Source organism: Glutamicibacter sp. ZJUTW (genome assembly GCF_008370855.1).
Taxonomy (GTDB): Bacteria; Actinomycetota; Actinomycetes; order Actinomycetales; family Micrococcaceae; genus Glutamicibacter; species Glutamicibacter nicotianae.
The window spans coordinates 1,499,813-1,521,228 of the sequence record NZ_CP043624.1 but is presented as its reverse complement, the minus strand read 5'-3'; the positions used below and the strand labels follow the sequence as shown (position 1 = coordinate 1,521,228).

General features: G+C 52.2%; 10 protein-coding genes and 1 pseudogene. 4 read left to right on the top strand and 7 right to left on the bottom strand.

The genetic code is table 11. The annotated features are described in order from the left end of the window. The first annotated feature begins 75 nt into the window (after positions 1–75). Positions 76–1,521: pseudogene (locus F0M17_RS07175) on the top strand (integrase core domain-containing protein). A 314-nt stretch (positions 1,522–1,835) separates the two neighbouring features. Here F0M17_RS07175 and F0M17_RS07170 read toward each other — a convergent pair. The 5 genes from F0M17_RS07170 to F0M17_RS07150 form a co-directional block, all read right to left on the bottom strand. Next, positions 1,836–5,696, bottom strand: a complete 3,861-nt coding sequence (locus F0M17_RS07170) for a CDP-glycerol glycerophosphotransferase family protein (RefSeq protein WP_149596776.1) — start codon at positions 5,694–5,696, stop codon at positions 1,836–1,838. Between the two features lie 56 nt (positions 5,697–5,752). Next, a complete protein-coding gene (locus tag F0M17_RS07165; protein WP_168201975.1) occupies positions 5,753–6,772 on the bottom strand; it encodes an XcbB/CpsF family capsular polysaccharide biosynthesis protein in 1,020 nt (339 codons plus the stop codon). 71 nt (positions 6,773–6,843) lie between these two features. After that, on the bottom strand, positions 6,844–9,408 hold the full coding sequence (locus F0M17_RS07160) for a glycosyltransferase (protein WP_168201974.1): 2,565 nt from the start codon (positions 9,406–9,408) through the stop codon (positions 6,844–6,846). Between the two features lie 906 nt (positions 9,409–10,314). Beyond that, positions 10,315–12,147, bottom strand: coding sequence for a hypothetical protein (locus F0M17_RS07155; RefSeq protein ID WP_210416705.1), 1,833 nt, complete (start codon positions 12,145–12,147; stop codon positions 10,315–10,317). 38 nt (positions 12,148–12,185) lie between these two features. Continuing rightward, the gene (locus F0M17_RS07150) at positions 12,186–14,807 is read right to left on the bottom strand and encodes a polysaccharide pyruvyl transferase family protein (protein ID WP_149596773.1); all 2,622 of its coding nucleotides are present in this window, start codon (positions 14,805–14,807) and stop codon (positions 12,186–12,188) included. Between the two features lie 262 nt (positions 14,808–15,069). Here F0M17_RS07150 and glf point away from each other — a divergent pair, with 262 nt between their 5' ends. Further along, positions 15,070–16,242 carry a UDP-galactopyranose mutase gene (glf, locus tag F0M17_RS07145; RefSeq protein WP_149596772.1) on the top strand — a complete coding sequence of 391 codons (1,173 nt, stop codon included), beginning with the start codon at positions 15,070–15,072 and terminating at the stop codon, positions 16,240–16,242. 156 nt (positions 16,243–16,398) lie between these two features. Here glf and F0M17_RS07140 read toward each other — a convergent pair whose 3' ends face one another. Further along, entirely contained in the window at positions 16,399–17,415 is a 1,017-nt protein-coding gene (locus F0M17_RS07140; protein WP_149596771.1) for a glycosyltransferase family 2 protein, read from the bottom strand. Positions 17,416–17,830: 415 nt separating this feature from the next. Further along, positions 17,831–19,426 carry a phosphoglycerate dehydrogenase gene (gene serA, locus F0M17_RS07135; protein ID WP_149596770.1) on the bottom strand — a complete coding sequence of 532 codons (1,596 nt, stop codon included), beginning with the start codon at positions 19,424–19,426 and terminating at the stop codon, positions 17,831–17,833. A 472-nt stretch (positions 19,427–19,898) separates the two neighbouring features. Here serA and lhgO point away from each other — a divergent pair, with 472 nt between their 5' ends. After that, a complete protein-coding gene (lhgO, locus tag F0M17_RS07130) occupies positions 19,899–20,909 on the top strand; it encodes an L-2-hydroxyglutarate oxidase (protein ID WP_246857155.1) in 1,011 nt (336 codons plus the stop codon). 4 nt (positions 20,910–20,913) lie between these two features. Beyond that, positions 20,914–21,102, top strand: coding sequence for a hypothetical protein (locus tag F0M17_RS17660; protein WP_246857154.1), 189 nt, complete (start codon positions 20,914–20,916; stop codon positions 21,100–21,102). Positions 21,103–21,416 lie beyond the last annotated feature (314 nt).

Here is a 21,416-nt window from a genome sequence, read left to right as displayed (position 1 = left end):
CTCATGACTTCATGGACATGATGTCTCACCTCTTCGTGGACATTTACAACGTGACTTTCTGGCACGTTCATGTGCATGCCTAACGCACTTTCTCCACGCCTGCGCGCGATGATCATCAGCTTCGATCCGACACAGCCCGAGGCCCTGGCCATCAGCGAATTCTGCAAGACCCAGAAAATCTCGCGCAGCATCTTCTACTGCATCCGCGAACGTGCCACCCAAGAATCAGCCGGCGCGCTCCACCCGCGTTCCAGAGCCCCAAGGCAACCTTCCAGACGCTATGGTCCCGAAGTGATCAACGAACTGGTCAGGATCCGCAAAGAACTCAAAAAAGACGGTTGGGACTACGGACCGAAAACCATCCACTACGAAGCAACTATCCTGGATGATTTTCCTGGCGGACAAATCCCATCCGTGGCGACCATTGCCAGGTTGCTGGCCAGTGTCGGTCATGTTGAATGCAGCCCTCGCAAGCGCCCTAAATCCTCCTACGTTCCCTTCGTACGCTCCACCGCTATGGCCCTGTGGCAACTCGACGCATTCGAGTTCAGAACGCTCTCCGACCAGGTGGTGACCGTCTACCAGCTCATCGATGATGCGACGCGATTCGATGTGGGTTCCAGCGCGTACGCACGGCATGAGAACAGCGGCGATGCGCAACAGGTGCTCACCCACGCCATCAATGAATACGGCCCTCCCAAGGAAGTCCTCAGCGATAATTCCAAGGTGTTCAACCAGCTTCGCGGTGGAACCATCGGCATCGTTGAGGCCTATCTAGCTTCTCAAGGAAGCATGCCGATCACAGGACTACCGGGCAGGCCGACGACTCAGGGCAAGAATGAACGCTCGCACCAGACCCTTCAACGGTTCCTCGAAGCCAACAAACCCCACAATCTTGCTGACGTGCAGAGGCTGCTTCGACGTTACCGTGAGCATTATAACCAGCGCCGGCCCCATCAGTCCTTGAATCAGGCAACCCCGCAGAAGGCTTGGGAGCTGCTGGAGCACACACCGGCCACCGAGCCGATACCGATGGTGGTGCTGTAGGCCAAGGCGGCGGAGTACCTGATGAAGCGCCGCGTCGGCAGCTCCGCGGTGAATCGCGCTGACCTTGTCGTTTCGAAAACCGGGGACATCTTGGAGAAGCTCACGGAGCAGTACGAGCCTGTCATGGATCGGGAAAGCCATCAGTTACTGGTTCGGGTCAATAGAGACAACTGCCAAGCGTATTATCGGGGCAAGCAGATCTCACTGCCTCAGACCTATGCCGACCGACAGTTCTTGAGAACCATCACCGAAGACGAATTCATCTTGTCGGACCCCGATACCGCAGAAGTCGTGTTGAGCTTCCCGTTGCCCCTGGTGGCATTGCGTGTTCATCAGCGGTTTGTGGCCTCGTACTCGATCAGAGGAATTCACCTGGCGCACCCAACCAAGCAGTGGAGCCGGAAGGCCGCCGAATACAAGGCCCAGTACGAAGCGCGGGAAGAAGATATGCCAGAGGTCTTTGATTACCGGTAGTCAGCCGTTGCCGGCGGCTCCCGAATGGGCACCGCCGGTAGCTGTGTACAAAATCATGAGATCGGTTGTCCACGAAGTAGTGAGTTTCAGTGTCCACGATGTTGCGAGATTTCACACCAAGTCGTCGGAACAGCACTACCCACTGACGCTATTCGGCACTGCTCTTAACTGTTCATTTTTCGGGTTCCGAAAATGTTCAGTTTTCAACTTCCGCCGACAAGCGGGACCTCGGAAATAGTCTACTTAATGCTGCGGCTGTAGGTTGAAACCCACAGCCGCAGCATTGCGGGATTTACTTTAAACCTGCTGGACGACTATTTTCCAAGTACGTAGCGATCGAACGAAGTGCGAGCGTCTCTATTGTAGAAATTCACATCAAAATTGGAGACAAAATCTTGCGACGAGCAGATTTCAATCATCCCCCGCTGAAGTCCATTAATCGAATTTTCAACTAACTTCCCTTCGCCATTTTCAAGGATGCTCCGAGGCCCCACAACGTCTGTGGAAACTACAGGAATCCCCAGCACAAGCGCCTCCAGTACGACCAGCCCCTGCCCTTCATAATTTGAAGAAAATACAAATGAAGAGCAACGCCTCATAATTGCATACGGATTAGACTGCAGACCCGTAAAGTAGACCGAATCCGCAATTCCAAGTTTCGATGAAACTTCACTTAACTGCTGGGCCAGTGGGCCTTCTCCTACGATCACCAACCGCAATTTCTTGTCCACTTGGGCCTTAACTTTCGCGAAAGCGTGAAGGAGCTTCTCTTGATCTTTCTCAGGAGAGAGCCGAGCGACGTTGACAAAAACATGATCGGCATTAGCAATCCAGTGACCGAGTTCCGGGTCAATCTCTTCAGTTGACAACCGGAGAATCCTCGATGGATCGATCTGATTGTTTACATTGACGAATCTCTCAGATGGAATGTTGTATGAAGCGCTGAGTTCTGCGGCATTAATTTCTCCGACGCTCTTAGACACGGACACCAAAGTATCGTAGCTCCTATACAACTCGAACATGCTCTTCAGATAGTGGAAGCGCGTCTCGTACTCACGGATCATGTCATTGTGGAGATAAATTGCTCTGCCATTGGTTGGCTTCGGGCTATTGGCAAATAGCGCAGCCCAGAAGCGTGCGTATCCTTCAAAGCAAACAACTGAGGAAAATTCTGTTGCGCCAAATAGCCTGCGGAATTCGCGCGAGAAGGCATGGTTATAGCGATCCCACATTCGGTCGCTGTCCAACTCGTGTTTAGAATTCATCCGGTCAATAATCCACAGTTCCTCTAGACTGGCGGTCATGCCGCCCACCCGGCCAATCGTTTGGAATTCGTCCCGGACTCCATTGAAAACGTCCAAACGATTCTGATTCATGTGAAGCGCGCCCGGCTCTAGCACCACCACCGGCCTATAAACATCGTGGTCAATTGCGCGAACTAGAGCATCGAACGCCGTGCTAATCCCGTTAGGGATGAACGAGCCTTGGAAGAACAATACCGGCTTCTTATCGGCAAGTTCTTCGACTACAGCAGTCATATCATCTTCAAAGAAGAACGATGCAGCTTTGCTCGCAGCCTTTCCGTCTTCGTGAGCGAGCAACAAGCGACTAAGCGGAGTCTCGAGTACTACATCAAAGCTAGCGTCGTCCTTGATGCGAGAAATCGAATTCACCAGATCGCCGATATTGTCGCAACGAACGCCAGGCAGGTCTTCAATTTCAAAGTAGAGCCCGCGCTCCTGCTTATATTCCTCAAGGTCGTAGGTGTAGTAAACAATCGGCCTCTGCAAAGGCATGAAATCGAAGATGATACTCGAATAATCAGAAATTAGAACATCAACACCTAATAGCAAGGTATTGGTATCAATATCTACGTCGAGTAAAAGGTCATTCAAAGGGCTAGCCGCTAATTCGGCTTCAACCATGGCATGACCCTTGAAAATTACCTTACAACCAGTGGAATTTAGTGCAGTCACATCCGAGAGTATCTTGTCAACGTCAATAACTTTGTTACTGAGATCGCCTCTCCAGGTTGGCGCATACAATACAACGGTTTCATCGACATCCGCACCGATCATCCGTCGGACTTCGTCACGTCGCACAGCTGATTCATTAACAAGCTGGTCCACACGCGGGTAGCCAGTCATGGCAACCTTAGCGGTCAACAAACCTTGGACCTCATTACGTTCCGTGAGAACATTCATGAAATGTTCATTGGGCGCAATCAAATGTGTCGCATGCAAAAGGTTGCGCGCCGCATTCTTGTGATCCATCATCCCAGATCGAATATCTCGGCCAAGGGTCTTTAATGGAATACCGTGCCATGTATTGAGATATTTTTGCTCTTCCCTGCGCGAGAAATATGGGGGGAATGTGTTGTTGTTAATCAACCAACCAGCCGTTGCCAAATATCGAAGATAGGCGTCGCTTTCTTTTTTGATGAAAATAATTCTCGAATCACCCATAAGCGATTCGGGAATCTTGGAGGTATCATTAACCACCCAAACGAATTCGTGATTCTTGAACTTAATATCGTCTACAATTACTTGGAAAATAGCGAGAGGGTTGCAACCAATAAATGATCCGCCACCACTTTCGAATAGTATAGCTTCATGATTGACTTCCAAGGTATCGCAATACTCAACGTAGAAAAGGCTATTTTTGGCGGCGGGCGTTTTGGTGTATTTCTTCGAATCTACACCGTGAGGTAGCTTGAGGATTCGAATTTCCTTGTACGCTTTAGCCGCAGACTCGAAATCCCCATTACATGCGTAGGCTTCTGCCAAGGAAGCGAAATAATCAGCGTTGAATTCGTTGGACCGTTTGCAGGCGTCAGAAAAGGCGACAATCGCCAGCTCATACTTTTCGAAGGACATGTATGTCTGGCCAGCCCGGTAAGAAGCAGCAGCACTTTGCAAACTCAGGACGGTCTTCAGTCTGGAATTCGGCCATTTGTCGTCTTCATCGACTGTCTCCGCGACGATCTCAGCATCAGATTCAAGGGACGAGCCGTTCTCCGGCGCATCGTCTTCAACAGCCCAGATAATCTTACGACCTGCAGACAGAGCAAACTTTTCACAAGCAAGTTCGTACGCACCAGCTTCAAGCTGAGTGCATGCTTCGCGATATAGCCAATAAGAGTTCTTTGTCTTAAGGCCGCGGTTTGCCAATTCATAGGCTTCGCCGGCTTCGTTCCACCGATTGAGCCGCTCTTGCGTTAAAGCCAAACGATAAAACCACATTGGGTTACCGGGGTTCAGCAACAATGCTAGCTCGTACTCACCCGCTGCTCCTTCCCAGTGGTACGAACGTTCCAAAGCGTATGCGCGCCGAAAATGAACTTCGGCATTGTCTGGGAATTTTTTCGAAAATTTTCCGAAAAAGTCAGCCGCGTTTCTGTAATCACCGATTGACTCAAAGAAGACGCCAGCACCCAGCTCCTTGGCACGAAGCTTCGTGTCCAGCGAAATCGCTTTATCAAACAGTTTGGAGGCTTCGGACTCTTTACCAAGTTCCAATAAGGCTACGCCATGGCGGAAACAAGTAGCGGCGCTCGCCTCTGTAGTCGTATTGATGGTGGAAAAGTACTCGTGAATATGATGCGGGTTTTGAAGTGCAACATACGAATCTGCAAGCTGCTTTTTAAAGGTCTTGTCATTCGGGAAACTTGAGCTAGCCTGTTGCAAGACCTCATTGATCATTTTCGCTTGTCCGGTACGACGAGTCGCTCGGATCAGCGCTTCATGGTGATACCGCTTTTCTGGTTCCTGGCCAGCTGCTTTACGATATTCAGCTATTGCGTCAAGACTCAAGCCGAGCTTTTCTTTACACTGCCCAAGCCGATAGTGCAGGTCTGCCTTGACGATTCCATGAGTGGCAGCTTCTTCAAACGCCGCAATTGCAGCATCCCACGCTTCGAGCTTTTGGAGCGCGGTTCCGTATCTGAAAAGTCGATGTCCATTTTGTGGTTCGGCTGCAACCGAGCGATTTAGAGCCTCTGCAGCGAGCTTGAAATTCTCTCGCTGCAGATACAAATGGCCCAATCGATATGCGATTTCCCCCGCTGGATCGCTCTTTTCAACTTTTAAAGCGTCAGCATAGTGGCCGATGGCCGTTTCAATACGACCGGATTTTTCCGCTAGTCGACCTTTTCCGTAGCTAGTTCGCCAATTCAACGTTACACCTTCAACTTATTTCCATAGTGATAATGATTCGTGTATGTGGATACGTACTAGAAGTGAACCTTGCCAGGTTCTGTGCGTATTCCAAGAAGATAGCTGTTGATCAAACCTGTAACTGTACGCAGAGTCTCACGACTCACGCCTGGGTGTGAATCGATTTTAGGGTTGTTGGAAATGAATACCCGAGCACTATCCTGAGGAATCTTGTCAGTAAATTCAGTTATTGAATCAAATAACGGAGACCTTGGCGAGCAAACTACACCAATAGATTCATAATCTGCCCTCTCCCGCGAAGAGTAGGACGTGACCATTTGGTTGAATTCTTCCTCCTTCTTTAGAGTGAAAAGGCTGCCCGCAGTCCAGTGACTATCGTTATATGTCTGTTCATAAAGAGAATCATGAACAACTGGGTCGACTGAAACACATGTCAGCCCCGACATCAGTGCGTGATACAGAGACCCAGTGCCTCCCTTGGACGCGCCGTATAGCACTACACGTTTGCGATCGATACCGTGTCGACTAATCATCGCTTCAATTAGATTTGAAACCTTTGATGCTGACAAAGGGTCGAAGGTGGTTGGCATGTAAAAACCACCCACAACCCCTCCGATGTCAGCAATACGGAGAACTAATGTGTCGTCAGGTACAAACTTATGCACTGACTTAAAGTTGGGCTCAAAGTACCTACTCAAAGAAGACTTGTTTATATCGTCCGCTATCGAAGAGAAAATAACCAGCATTGATTTACATTGATCAAGATCGATATTGCTTGACATTGTATAAATGAGGCCAGAATCGGCAACGCTTAACTCGCCTTGTCGAACCCTATGCCAAAGGTCGACTATTTTGCGCTGAGCCACAAACCATGAAGTAGTACCGTCTGATTTATAGAGATGAAATCCTCGGCCGGCCAATCCGTACAGTGAATCCTTTACCTGAGCATTTGTTGCAGCAATCTGGATCAAATTCTTTTTAGACTCGGCATACTGCCCATGATCAACTTCGACAAAGTGCATTTGATCCATGCTGGATGAAGAAATCTCTTCATTTACTCGTGCAAGATCGTTCATGGATAGTTTCAATCGCGTCATTAAGTCCCCTCGAACTATAGATAAATATCTTCAACTAATAGTGCAACCGATCAGTTATCCTGATCGAAAATTCTATAAAACTCGTTCATCGCCCGTTCGTTATACTCCATCGCATCAAATGGTTCATAGGCAACATTTTCGACTGTGTGCCTATACATAGCGTTTGCCAATGAATCAACGTTCTTGTCAACAATTGTTCCGACGTTTGGTGGCAGCGCGCCCTTGACGGACCCGAATGATGTAGTAATAACAGGCAGACCAAGAACCAAAGCTTCTAGAAGCACCATTGGTTGCCCCTCGTAGTCGCTGGATAAGACAAAGACGTCGGAATTGGCCATCAAGCGATAAGGGTTGCTCGTGTGGCCTACTAATTTGGCCGATTCGCTTAGTCCTAGTTGAGTAATCTTTGCTTGCAATTCACCACGCAATGGGCCATCGCCCGCGATTACTAAGCGAGTCTGAGGGTTCTTTTCGTGGACTTCTCTAAAGGCTTCGATCAACCTAGTATGGTTTTTCTCGGGCGAGAGCCTTCCGGCCGAAAAGAAGGTGAAAAATGTTGGCGATGCACCAACTACAGTGTCGAGATCCCCCGGAGTCTCACGTAATGCGTTGGTTTGATCGATTATCGCTGTCACTAAGTTGCCCATGTTCCGGCTCCTGGTAGCTCTGTCAGAGTGCACCAAAACACCAGGCTCGTTGTCAGCGATCTGAGCCATCTTACGGATCTTTTCAGCGTTTATCGTATTCGACGCCCACGTGAATTTAGATCGGTCGGTCCACTTTTCTAATGACAAGGCGTTGATCTCAGCTAGTCCTTGAGACACAGAGACTAACTTGTCAAATTTCGGATATAGAGAGAAAGTCGAAAACAGCCCACTCTTGAGGGGCATATTTCCCGCGATCGATCGATGAGCATCAGCCGCAAGATCATTGTGCATCCAAATAGCACGCGATTCAGCAGGACCATGAAGGAACAGCGTTCCCCAAAAAGACGTGTAGCCGCTGAAATCAATCATATGGTCGAATCTCGCATCGCCAAAGCAACGATGCCATTCTCGCTTCCACAGTTTTTTCTGGCTCTTAAACGATGCGCCAAAACTCGAACTTCCATTTTTGAGAATTCTTAGCCGAAGGAAATTATCAATATATCCTCCGTTGAAAGTTCCAAATCTGAATACCAGCCGAGCTTTATTATTAACCTGACGGAAGCTCCTCTGTTGAGTCTCATTAGAGGAGAATGGACATAATACAGTTACATCATACTTTTCATAATCTATATTATCTAAAAGATTCAACGCGGAGGTAGTGATCCCATTTGGAATCATTCCGCCCACGTAAATTAGAAGTTTAATCTTTGAAGTAGCATTGAGACGTCTATTCTCGTAGAAAGAAATTTTATCGCCGAATATAGAGTCAATTACTCGGTCGCAGACGTTTCCGTCGTCCTTGACAGTATACATCTGGCTTAACGTTTCATGCTGTGGATTGAGCGACGCACTCAAATCTGATGAGGAAATGGCTTCGCGCAAGGAAGTGATCAAATCATCAGCATTTTGGCTAACCGGGCCTGGTAAGTCTTCTGGTTCAAGATATAAGTCACGATATTCTCTATAGTCCAAAAGGTCGGGAATATAGAACAATATAGGTCGTTTGGTTGGCAGGAAATCAAAGAAAATGCTCGAATAATCAGTGATTAAATAGCTCGCTGCGCCTAACGCTACGTTCGTCGGAACTGAATTTGGGATGACATTGTTCTTGAGCGAAGGAATGTCGGTAACAACATCAGAGATAACTTGATGTGCTTTCAGCATTACTCTATAACGGGATGTGTCTATCTCCGACTCAATCTTCTTGATAATTTGCTGCAACGCAGAGGCGTCAGTAAACGGACTGAAATAAGATTCGCCTTTCCACGTAGGGGCGTACAAGATGACTTCACGGTTGTCAGCAGCTAGGCCCTCTTTGGAAAGACGAAGATTAAATTCCTCCTTGGATGCCTTCGTATCAAACTGTCGGTCAGTTCGAGGGCTGCCTTCCTCAATGACGATTCCTTCAAATATGTTTTCCATTTTAAATGCTTTTGCGTACATGGAATCTGTCATCGAAGATGATGACGAAAGTAGGAAATCGGCCGCCAAGAAATTTCTAACTATATTCTTGGCATCTGAGGCGCGGCCTTCAATGTCGTATCCCATTTTCTTAAGCGGAATTCCATGCCAAGTATTCACATAAACCTGACCAGGCCTTTTGACAAACTGCGTGGGGAAAGATACGTTATTAATCAGGTATTTGCTAGTATTTAGAGCTTTGTAATATTCGAAGCTTAAGTATTTTACGAATTTTACTCTGCTATCAGATTTGAAGTCTTCGATTGATCGCGAGTACCTTTCGAAATCATTAATTACCCAAATAAACTTGAAATCCGAGAATTCAGTTCTGTCGAGCATTCTTCGGAATAGAGCTTCCGGGTGACAGAGCATTCCATTCCCGGAAAATGACTCGAAAAGCACTGTGTTGTTTTGAATTGGATAATTTTGCCAAAACGTTCTAATTTCGTTCTTTATTAGTCTTTTGACCTTGCTAGGCAACCGCCTCGCGCTGTCTAATTTTGGCATTAACTTATCCTTCTGCTTCAGTATCAGTTCACTGAGGTACATGAACATTGACCCGAGCCCGTACGAAGCTGTCAATCACGCGCTGTCCTGCGAAGGCGTGCAGCTACTTCAACTCAACCCACTGTGCAAGTATAGTCTAATGCTTGGAATTTAGAAGAAGTTTCGAGGTGCATCACATGCGGACGCATCTCTGAACCACGCGAGAGGTAATTCTTGCCAGTGGGTGGTGGTGTGCGAATGCGTTGACTTTTCGCTATGTATGTATGAGTTTCTCGCGCCTGAGCCCTGGGAGCGCTGGAACAGCATTGACCAGTCTTTGTTTTTTGTAACATCACCGCGTCGTTGGACTTAGGTCACGTTGGGGCGGCTATCGTCTCTTGTCTTCTTAGCGTAGAAGTTTGACAATATGATTGAATATTCAACTAGATCATCGACCTGATCTCAGTGCTCGTCACTAATCTGTTTAGGAAAAGCTTCTGGAATCGTTAGAAGAGGTCTTGAAGTTAGTTCGCCCGGGTGGCCAACCATAGCGATTGGCCGTGAGCGCGCTCTGCAATGAGATCGCAGGGCACAACTACCATTTCTGAAGCCTTGTAGAATCAAAAACACATCGCACCAGCACTGTTTCCAATGCTGGTGCGATGATGCAATATGTATCTGTGCCGCTTTCAGCACGTCAACCGAGATCCGATAGTGTCTGCCCACTAGTTATCTAAAAGGGAAGTTTCGTTCGCTGAAGTCATAGCGAGCTGATTACTTACCCGTTGTCGATAGGTTTCACGGGGCGCACCTGAATACCGGAGGGTTTAACTGTCGAGCAATATCCCTGGCGCATGTACAACGATCTAATCTCGGTTGAAGACTAATCACAGCTCAGTCCAGTTAACATGGCCAATCCGAAGCGCGTTACTTGGTAGTATCCCGGCTCTCAAGATTCAACTTCTCACTCCAATAACTGTCCGAAGTCAGCTGATCATAGCCATCACGCCACAACCGGATATTCTCATCGTAGGCTGAACGCAAACGCATCGTGTTCCGAACCAAGCGCAACGACTCGCGCCAGAACTTTTTCTGATTACGGCGAACCACGTACGCCGAAGACTGATCACCGTTGAGATAAGTGATCTCCTTAGCTCCGTAAACCTTCCGGTAGTCATCACGGAAAGGCGATGACAGCGTCAGATTCGCATCAGCTTCCTTGCCCAGTGGCAGCAAGTGACCGTTCAAAGTTGCCAGGAGCAACCCGCGTGAATAGCGCGGCTTTTCTCCGTGCAGTTCGCTTTGCCGTTCCAGGACTGGCTTCCACGCTTCGTCTTTGGTGAGCGCCTTAAGATCGGCCCGCCGTCTTGCCATATCGGCATGCTTATCAAAGAACTTCGGTCCACGAAGCACATCCTCAAACGCCAAGTTGATGGCGGAGAGAGTGTCGTAATGGAACCTCATGACGTTCCGCATGTAGAAGCTGGCCACCATCTGCTGCAGCTCCAACCAAGAACGCTGCTTTTCTGGCAGTGACAAGTGGTGTACCAAGTGGCTGCGGAAGTCCAGGTACCAGGTCATCGGAGATGCCTTATCGGTAAAGTTTTCCTGGACTGATGCAACGCCAGGCAATGACACGATGTCAAAGTCATTGACCAAGGAGAAACTTACGTCATCACCACGCACGAAGAATGGAAATGGCAGGTGCTGCACCTGGTCTATCGGGAAGGCGAAGAACCACCAGCCAGCATACAGATCCTCTGGCGCTGGAGCGGTCGTCTCGTATTCCATGTTGAAGACGGCATCGCGTGAACGAAGATCCAGGCCGTGATAACGAGGCTTGCAACCAAGCTCGAATTCGGCACCGTTCTCCCAGATCTGCCAGCGGTGCGATGCGTTGATCATCGAGCCGGCAACTGCGGTGCGTGGATCCTTGGCGAAGGCCAGCAGCCACCAAGTGCGCGATAGTGCCTCCATCTGGATGGAAGCGTCATCATCCATGAAGAGGCAGTGGGTTGCTCCGATTTCTCGGGCACGCAGCAAGCCGCGAGTGAATCCACCGGCGCCACCGAGGTTTTCGTTGGCAATGACCTCAACACCGTCACCGTCATCAACCTTCAGCGAATTGCCGTTATCAACCACAGTCATGCTGATGTGTTCTTTGATCTCGGAAGTCGCACGAAATTCGCGGAAACGAGAGATCGTGTTCTCAACTTCAGCTTCACGCCGGAAAGTCGTTACCGAAAGCATCAATTCCGGAGTGCGTACTGGCGTTGCCGTGGTTGCCCAGGCAAAATCTTCCAGCTCGCCGTCCTTGAGCGCCATGAGGTCGAAGAACAGCAAGGACTCGTCAGAGGTCGACTCGTCAATGACCACCGGCTGGCGGTACGTTCCATCGAGGGTGACAACTTCGCTGACAATCTTGTGCCACGACTTATGGCGGTCAGCCTGGAACACGTTCAGCTGGTACTTACCGTGGCCCTTGAGCTGGAGTTCCAGTGGAAGGTTTCCGCAGATCCTTCTCCACTTTCCGTAGTTGAACACGTTGTAGTACGTGCTCGTGGAGAGCAGCCCGCCCGGGGCGAATTCTGCCACGCCCCGGCTGAGCGAGATGCCCACTGGACCGTAGACATGAAAGTGCGCTTCTTGTTCCGTCGAGATTCCGGCTTGCAGCCAGATTCCCGGTTGTACGGGGTAAGAGGTGCTTGACTCGGTCATGTCAGGTCCTTCGATCTGTTCCTGTTCAAATGCTGCTGTCATCGTCATACTCTTGTTACGTTCCTAACCGGGTCTAAGATCTATGCGTGTCGCTTCAGAATGCTGTCTGCTTCAACTCGCTTTGAGCGAGGAACCAGGACATTCTTGTCGAAGTTGCCGACGGCTACGAACGCGATGAATACTTCGTTTTCTGGAATATCGACGATGTTCCTGATCTTCTGTTCCTTCTCCACGCCCATGGCGGTGTTCAGCAGGCACGAGCCGAGCTCCATCTGGGTCAGTCCAAGAAGCAGGGACATCATGAACAGTCCCCCATCAACGAATGGCTGATTGCGTTCTGGAGCGAAGAGGAACGCATCCAGGTCTGCAGTCACCAGCAGAAGGCGTGGTGGTGCCTTGAATCCAAAGAATCCACCCTGGACTTCCAAGAGCTGCTTGATGGTTTCCGGGTCATCAAACTGGTGAACACGTGCACCCTGACGGCTACAGACGGATGGCGACTGCATTGCAATCTGCACGGCGGCCGAAATGGCTGCGTCGTCAACTGGAGTATCAACGAACTCTCGTACGCTTCGACGCCCGTACATCACGTCCATGAACGCGCGGTCATCATTCGGAGTCTCTATCGGATCCTCACGGTGGTTCGCAGCAGGGAATGCTCCACCCTCGCCTACTCGGCCATTGGCGATGACGTCCAGTGCCTGCGGCGAGAACAGATTGCGGAAGTGCGAGACATCCGTATTGGTTTCCTCGTTGCGGGCAAAGTAGGCCTTCATCACCGATGCGGAGCTCTGCACGATGGTGTCGTTGGTGTCCAGGCCGCGGGTGATCCAGGCGTTCATTTCCTTGGCAAGGCCAGGAATGGCGACGCGGCCGAAACCTGGACGGAAGTTGCTGTGGGTCAGGCCCTTTTCGATCGCGTGGGCGTGGAAGAACATGCGTGCCCGGATTCCGGTGACGGAATCTGCTGAGCGGCCACGGCTGAACGAACGTACCTGGGATTCGAAGTCATGCAGCGCCAAGCGGCGTGCTTGCTTCGAGAACCCTTCAACGATGTCGTCGTTGGACTTCGCTGGTGCTGCTGGGGCGGCTGGTGCCTTGGGCTTGATATCCGTAATGGAGATCTCATGAACCTGGGCGCCGGCCTGTGGACCGGTGAAGTGCAGGGCACCGAGCATGACCTGGCTCAGGCCGGCTTCAGCTACCGAGAACTCGAATTCATCGGTGCGAAGGCTGCCGGAAGTTTCGGCGACTTCTGCCTTGCCGATGACCTTGAACGTACCGGACTGCGGATTGCGCAGGTGCACGTTGATGCTCTTGGTCTTGGTGGTTGGAGCCCACTGGATCTTCAGGCGCTTGCGGGAGCCAGGAGTCAATGGTTCGGGCAGATCGGTCCAGACATGCTTTCCGCGCAGGTCCTTGTCCTTGCCGACGGTAAGCGATACGCCGTCCTTGCCCTTGGTGATAGCCCAGATGTCGCTGTTTGCCGAGAAGTCCAGATCCAGCGTGTGGCTCTGCACCGAGGCGCTTGCAGCGTCAATCACGGCCTTGCCGATTTCAAGAGCAGCTGATGATTTCACTGCCGGGTCCAGGGCCGCGTTCAACCATTCGAGGGAAGTCTTGCGGCCGTTCTCGATGTAGTTGCGGGCCTTGGTGAAATCAATGTCCAGCGAGACGTTGTCATTTGCGTTGATTGTCTCGGCGGTATCGCTCTCGTAGACGCGTCGGGTGTCACCGAAGCCGAGGGACGACAGCAGGTTCTTGAACCGGTCAGCGCCACGCTTGTTGTTGTAGATCGAGGAGAATGGCTTCTCGAAGATGACCGAGAATGCGGTGCCGTGGAAGCTGTCGGTGACCACGTAGCTGGAATCCTTGTAACCTCGCAGGAAGTTTTCCGGCGAATCGCTCTCGATAATTTCTGCGCGTGGTTCGTCAGCCCAAATCTCCTGGGCAGCTGTGCGTCCCTCATCCGGATTGCAGATCACGAGGATCTTTTCCAACCCGGTCTTTTCAAGAATGGCCAGTGCCGTGGATTTCTTCTCTGGAGTTGGATCCAGGAAGAAGACGGCCATGTACTTGCCTTCTGGCGAGATCGTTGCCTTCGCAGCCAGTTGGCTGTAGTGGTTCTGGTCCAGCAGGAACACTGGGTCAACAACCAGGTCTGCCTTGGCCCCAAAGATGTTGCGAGCGGTATCGATGCCGTAGTTTTCTCGAACCGAGATGGCTTTGAACTTCTGCAGGTTCTGGGCGTGCTTGGCTATGAACTCTGGCTTGAACTTCTCGGTTCCGCGATTACCGAACGAGGTTCCATAGGCTACGCGATTGCGGTCTGGAGCGACGAAATCTAAGAAGAGATCGTCATTGACGCGACCGATGAGCGGGTTCCACAGCTGGTCGCTGCCGACAACGAAGGTATCTGCGAGCTCATTGAGCTGTCCGAGCTGCGAGTAATGCATCTGCTCGGTGTACTGGTAGCCGGTTCGGCGCGCGAAATCCATGGACAGGATGTCGTCTGGCCAACGTACTCGGAAGCCGTTGTAGCCCAGTGGTTCATGAACCATAAGTACCGAACGTCCGAGATTTTCGATGGCGCGATTCAGACCGTAGTAAGTCAGAATTGATCCGTAATTTTTGCCGTACCACCATCCGAGGACGGCTACATCATACTTGTTCTTCGGATCCACCAAGGGGAAGTTCCTCATTCCTTGTCTTACGCATCATGCATTAATTAGCTCGCAACCGGCGGGCTGTTCCGCGGGATTGCCCTCTCGTTCCTAGCAGAACGGGGCACTGCTACGACGTGCCGAAAACAGACGAATTTCTCGTCGCGAATAACCACGCTATCAATAAATCAAATCCACGACCTTTGAAATACCTTGATATGGCTATTTGTTAGAGCGAAATACACCTCGCGTTAACCTTCAATACGATAGTCGGTTACTGCGCAATGAATAGATAGCATCTATGGATACAGATTTATTAGTTGTCGGGTCCGGTTTCTTTGGTCTAACGATTGCAGAACGGGCTGCCGACGCAGGTCTCAAGGTCACCGTCATCGACAGGCGCTCGCACATTGGCGGCAATGCCTACAGCGAGGCAGAACCAGAGACCGGCATCGAAGTGCATCGATACGGAGCACACCTCTTCCACACCTCAAACGAGCGAGTTTGGGAGTATGTCAATCGCTTCACCAGCTTCACCAATTACGTCCACCGCGTTTACTCAACGCACAACGAGCAGACCTTTGCCCTCCCAGTAAATCTGCACACGATCAATCAGTTCTTCAATGCCGCATACACCCCTGATGAAGCCCGAGCCCTGGTCAAGGAACAGGCGGGCGAATTCGATGTAGACAGCGCAAAGAACTTCTACGAGAAGGGCATTGCCCTTGTTGGGCGTCCATTGTTTGAGGCCTTCTTCGCCCACTACACGGCCAAGCAGTGGCAGACCTCCCCCGAAAAACTCTCGGGCGATATCGTCAGTCGCCTCCCAGTTCGCTACAACTACGACAATCGATACTTCAATGACAAGTACGAGGGACTGCCGGTAGACGGCTACACCGCCTGGATTGAACGCATGGCCGATCACCCGAACATTACCGTTCACCTAAATACCGACTTCTTCGATACCAGCCAGCCTTTCAACAAGGAGGACTTGGTTGGCAAGATGCCAATTGTCTACACCGGTCCAATTGACCGCTACTTCGACTACAGCGAAGGCAACTTGTCCTGGCGTACCCTGGACTTTGAAGAAGAAGTTTTGAATGTGGGTGATTACCAGGGCACCCCGGTAATGAACTACCCGGATGCCAACGTGGAATTCACCCGAATCCACGAGTTCAAGCACTTCCACCCGGAGCGCAAGGACAGCTACCCAACGGACAAAACCGTGATCATGCGTGAGTTCTCGCGCTTCGCTGAACGTGACGACGAGCCTTACTACCCGGTGAATACTCCTGAGGACCGCACTGGACTGCTTGCCTACCGCGAGCTCGCCAAGAAGGAAGAGAACGTCTTCTTTGGCGGCCGTCTGGGAACTTACCAGTACCTGGATATGCACATGGCCATCGGTTCAGCCTTGTCGATGTGGGATAACCAGATTTCGAACATTGTTGAGGATCTGAAGGTCTCGCAGTAGTACATTCAAAAGTGGCAGCGTTCGCATCCGCGAACGCTGCCACTTTCTTGTATGTGCAGTCTTTCAAAATTGTTCTTCGGAACAATTAGTGCGGGGCCACGCCCTGGGCATCAACCGCCCAGGGGTCGACACCTGTTGGCTATGAAATGCCGTTGTTCAGTCGTACTTGTGGTGCTGATTCTGCTTGTGAGCTTCCAAGGGAGCCATTGGCTCCCAAGTATTGTCCTTGGCGATCTTGTGGCCGTCTCGGATTCCCCTGAAGAGATTCGACGTGCCGCGAATAGTCTTCTCCACCAAGAGCAGGCGCAAGATTTCCTTGCCGAACGTCAACGCTGTTCCCAAAGCGAATGCCACTGGGTTCCACAAGCCATGAGCGCGGTAGTACTGCTTGAGTATCGCGCGGTTTCGCATGATGTAGTAACGGTAAGGATCGCTCGAAGCATTGAAGTGGCGGATGCCCAAATCGAGCTGTCGGATGTCCCTCGTACGCCGAAGGACGAATTCATTAACAATGACCGCAGTGGTAATTCTTGATGCCAGCCAGCCGTAGAGCTGATCGTCCCAGTAGATGAAGAAGCGCGGATCGGGAAGTCCAATTCGACGAACTACGTCGCGATGGATAAACATTCCCTCGAAACAGCCCGAATTCATTTCTCGGTAGCCCGTGACGTCGAAGTCACTAGGCGCGAACGGAATCGGGATGGCCAGTCGGTCCGAAATTCGATACTGCCAGTAGAACTCGCTGCCATCGTAGTCATAGCGCCTGCCCTGGATAACCTTAAAACGCTGCGACCAGTGGCCCAAGCGGCCAAGGCCATTGGGAATTACTTCAACGTCATCGTCCATCATCCAGATCCATGTGGCGTCAAGCTCATATGCAGTCTTGACTCCGGTGTGGAATCCTCCGGCCCCACCGGTATTGGTTGGCAGCTTCTTATAAACGACTTTCGCATCAAGTTCAGCCGAGTGCTTTTCGACAATCTCGTGCGTATCATCCGCGGAGGCATTGTCGATGATAACGACATGACCAGGGGCGGGATCCATCACTTGGATACTAGTCAGGAGTCGATCGAGAAGATGTGATCGGTTGTAGGTAACGATCACAATAGCAGTGTCCGACGGCTCGAAACTCGCCTCAACGGTTTCCGCATTGTCTCTTGATTCATCCCTCATATCGGATCAAGTTTATCTCAATAAAAAGAAGTCAGCTAATTTACTAACCACTTCTGATTAGCGAAAACCCAAAATCAATCTTATATTAACTTTTCGTCAACCTGCTGATTTCCAGAAATTCATTTGTCAATTAATTGCAACCTTCAACAGCCCCTACAGCACAGGGGCCGAGTCAGTGGAAACCCCACCGCCTTTCAAGGGGCAGCACTAAGTATGCGGTGATGAGAGTAGTTGCAGCCATCCATGGGAAGAGCGCCAGCGGTGTTCCTGTTCCGCTCTCCCATAGCAGGAGAGGAAGCCACCCGCGGTGGGTGGCTTCCTCTCTTGCTATGGAGCTCAGAGCTTGGCCTTTTGCCTCAGTGAATCACATACGATGATTCGACTGGGCAAGCTCGGTCAACGATCCGCTTGGTGATTACTCCTCGAGGTTGATCTCGCGAGCAACGCTGGCGCCGATTGCAGCGCCAACGACATCGAGAACACCGGCAGGAAGCGCCGAGTCAATGCTGATTACAGCGAGGGCTTCAGCCTTCTTTTCGTCGCGCGATACCTGCATGCCGGCGATGTTGACGCCCTGCTCCCCCAGTACGTTGCCCAAGGAGCCGACGACACCCGGACGATCCGCGTAGCGAACGACGATCATGTGATCGGAAATCGGGATTTCGATCTCGTGACCGTTGATGCCCACCAGCTTCTCAATCTGCTTGGGCCCGGTCAGGGTGCCAGCCACTGCAAGCTGGTTCCCTTCATTGGTGGATCCCTTGATGGTCAGCTGGTTGCGGTACTCCGGCGAGTCTGGGGTGGTGATCAGACGAGTGGCGACGCCGCGCTGCTCAGCCAGGACGGGTGCGTTCACGTAGGAAACCTGGTCAGAAACTACGTCCATGAAGACACCCTTGAGCGCCGAAAGCTCCAGGGCCTTGACATCGAGTGACGCAATTTCGCCGGCAACCTCAACATCAATGCTGGTCAGCGAGCCGGAAGCCAATGCGTTGAAGATGCGGCCCAGCTTCTCGATCAGCGGAATGCCTGGGCGCACGTTCTCATCGATGACGCCACCTGCAACGTTCACGGCATCTGGAACCAGTTCACCGGCAAGTGCCAGGCGGACCGACTTGGCAACCGAAACGCCTGCCTTCTCCTGCGCTTCGTCGGTCGATGCACCAAGGTGCGGGGTCACCGTGACATTGTCGAATTCGAAGAATGGAAGGTCGGTGCTTGGTTCCTTGACGAAGACGTCAATGCCGGCGCCGGCAATTTCTTCATTCTTCAATGCTTCGTACAGCGCATCTTCGTCCACCAGGCCGCCACGTGCCACGTTGACCACATAGGCGGACTTCTTCATCTTGGTGAAGGCGTCCTTGCCCAGCATTCCCACGGTTTCCGGGGTCTTCGGCATGTGGATGGTGATGAAGTCGGCTTCAGCCAGCAGCTCGTCCAAGGTCAGCAGGGTGACACCCAGCTGCGCGGCACGGGCTGGGGTGACGTATGGGTCATAGGCGACAATCTCCATGCCGAAGCCCTGCAGGCGTGCTGCGACGAGTGCACCGATGCGGCCCAGTCCGATGATGCCGGCCTTCTTCTCGAAGAGTTCAACCCCGGTGAAGGAGCTGCGCTTCCATTCGCCGCTCTTCAGCGATGCGTTGGCTGCTGGAATGCGGCGTGCCAGTGACACGATGTGGCCGACGGTCAGTTCAGCTGCGGAGATGATGTTGGAGGTCGGTGCGTTGACTACCATGACGCCAGCCTGGGTGGCTGCCTTGATGTCCACGTTGTCCAGGCCCACGCCAGCGCGGGCGATGACCTTCAGGTTCTTCGCCGCAGCGATTGCTTCTGCATCTACTTGGGTGGCGGAGCGCACGAGGATTGCGTCTACGTCGGCAATGGCTTCGAGCAGCTGGGAGCGGTCGGCTCCGTCGGTCTGACGAATTTCAAAGTCGGGGCCGAGGGCAGCAACGGTTGCTGGGGAGAGTTGTTCGGCCAGAAGTACGATTGGCTTGTTGTCAGACACGGGTGTGGCACCTTTGCGATTTCTTGGGCTGATGCTTGCATGAAAGCAGCTGTTGATCGCCGCTTCCATTTCCAGAGTAGCGCTATGTATCCCCCGTTTTCCCTTGAATTCACGCATGTTACGTAGGGAAAATCCGACTTTGTGAAAACTTTCACTTATTCGCTAGACTGTGACGAGAACTAACTCCTGTCGCGTGGTCAAGCCTACATTTCTCGAGCAGGAGAGTCGTGGATTACGTAATAATTTCCTGAACCGCTGGTCCATACGAGCTAGGCCTCCGGCACCGATACATCACGTCAATTTCTTGCCACAGGGGATCCGTTCAGCGTTCAAACGATACTCATGCTGTTGCCCACTTCCTGCCAAATCGAGTACAGGCACTTATGGACGCGGTAATGCACCCCGGATACCATCAGTGAGCATCTGAATCCTCCGCTACACCAGGAGTTGCGGACTTACTTCTTGGGGAGCCATGGAAACACGTATCGGGATCATTGGCGGCGGGATCCTCGGCATTGCCATAGCCCGCGTCCTGTCCACCACCGCGGGCCATCACGTCACGGTGTTGGAAAAGGAAGCAACCCTGGCCAGCCACCAGACCGGACGCAACTCCGGCGTGGTCCATGCCGGGTTGTACTACCAGCCCGGCTCGCTCAAGGCGCAGCTCTGCGCCCGGGGCATGGCAATGACCCGGGAGTACTGCCAGCAGCACGACCTTCCCTACCAGGAGCTGGGAAAACTCGTCGTAGCCCTGGACGATTCCCAGCTGGGGCGACTGGCGGACATCGAGCAACGGGCTATCAAGAACCGGGTTCCTTCCCTGGCTCGCCTGGAACGCGACGAACTGAAAGAAGTCGAACCGCATGCCGCCGGAATCGCAGCACTGCATTCCCCGCGCACCGCCTCGGTTGATTACTCGGCCATCACCCGCCGCATGGCCGAAGACGTGATTCAGGCCGGTGGCCAGATCCTCTGCAGCACCGAGGTGACGGCCATCCAGAACCTCGGCGATACCTGCCTGGTCTCCACCAGCGACACCACGCATCGATTCGACCAGCTCATCGTGTGCGCCGGGCTGCAGTCCGATGTCATCGCACGGATGGTCGGTGCCAGCCCGTCCCCCAAGATCCTTCCCTTCCGCGGAGAGTACTGGGTGATGAGCCAGGATTCCGCTCCCATGGTCAACGGCATGATCTACCCGGTACCCGACCCGCGATTCCCCTTCCTCGGCGTGCATTTCACCCGTGGCGTGAACGGAGATGTGCACGTGGGCCCGAACGCTGTCCCGGCACTGTCGCGCGAAGGATACAGCTGGAGATCCATCTCGGTGAAAGACACCGTCGAGTCGCTGCGCTGGCCCGGTGCGCCGAGCCTGGTGAAGAAGTACTGGAAAATGGGACTCGCTGAAATCGGCGCCTCGCTGGCCAAGCCGCTGTACCTCAAGCAGGCGCAGTCCTATTCTTCCCGAATTGTCGTCCGCTGATCTCGTGGCAAAGGGCAGGGCCGGGGTCCGGGCCCAGGCCTGGGACAAGGATGGCTCGCTGCTCGATGATTTCGCCGTGGACCGCGTCGGGCCGGTGACGCTGTTGCGCAATGCTCGCTCCCCTGTGGCAACCTCGGCCATGGCCATTGCCGAATACGTGCTGCAGCACGTCCCCATCAGCCGGCGTCGGTAGCGACGCGACTCTAGTTCGCCGCGGCCGGTAGCTTCCTCGGTAGATTCGTCGGCATGAATGAAACTATCTTGGCCGGGGAATCAAGCCACGCCTGTACCCTCCCCGAGCCGTGAACGAGCCGAGCCGATCATCGTGTGGCTCGTAACAGAGATCGCGGATCTGCGATCCGGAGGCGTCGATGGCCATTTAGGGTTTTGCTGGACGGCCGTATACGACATTCAGTATGGTCGGCTCGCTCTCACCCGAAAATGCTCGGGCAAAGTCGTCTTAAGTAGTTCCAGCAGTCGCGCTGTTCTGCTCTTCGTTAAGTCCTC

What these genes read in the sequence shown, in the direction of transcription:
- F0M17_RS07165 (WP_168201975.1), bottom strand. Translation starts at nt 6,772, where the DNA reads ATGAACGATCTTGCACGAGTAAATGAAGAGATTTCTTCATCCAGCATG.
- F0M17_RS07160 (WP_168201974.1), bottom strand. Translation starts at nt 9,408, where the DNA reads ATGCCAAAATTAGACAGCGCGAGGCGGTTGCCTAGCAAGGTCAAAAGA.
- F0M17_RS07155 (WP_210416705.1), bottom strand. Translation starts at nt 12,147, where the DNA reads ATGACAGCAGCATTTGAACAGGAACAGATCGAAGGACCTGACATGACC.
- F0M17_RS07150 (WP_149596773.1), bottom strand. Translation starts at nt 14,807, where the DNA reads ATGAGGAACTTCCCCTTGGTGGATCCGAAGAACAAGTATGATGTAGCC.
- glf (WP_149596772.1), top strand. Translation starts at nt 15,070, where the DNA reads ATGGATACAGATTTATTAGTTGTCGGGTCCGGTTTCTTTGGTCTAACG.
- F0M17_RS07140 (WP_149596771.1), bottom strand. Translation starts at nt 17,415, where the DNA reads ATGAGGGATGAATCAAGAGACAATGCGGAAACCGTTGAGGCGAGTTTC.
- lhgO (WP_246857155.1), top strand. Translation starts at nt 19,899, where the DNA reads ATGGAAACACGTATCGGGATCATTGGCGGCGGGATCCTCGGCATTGCC.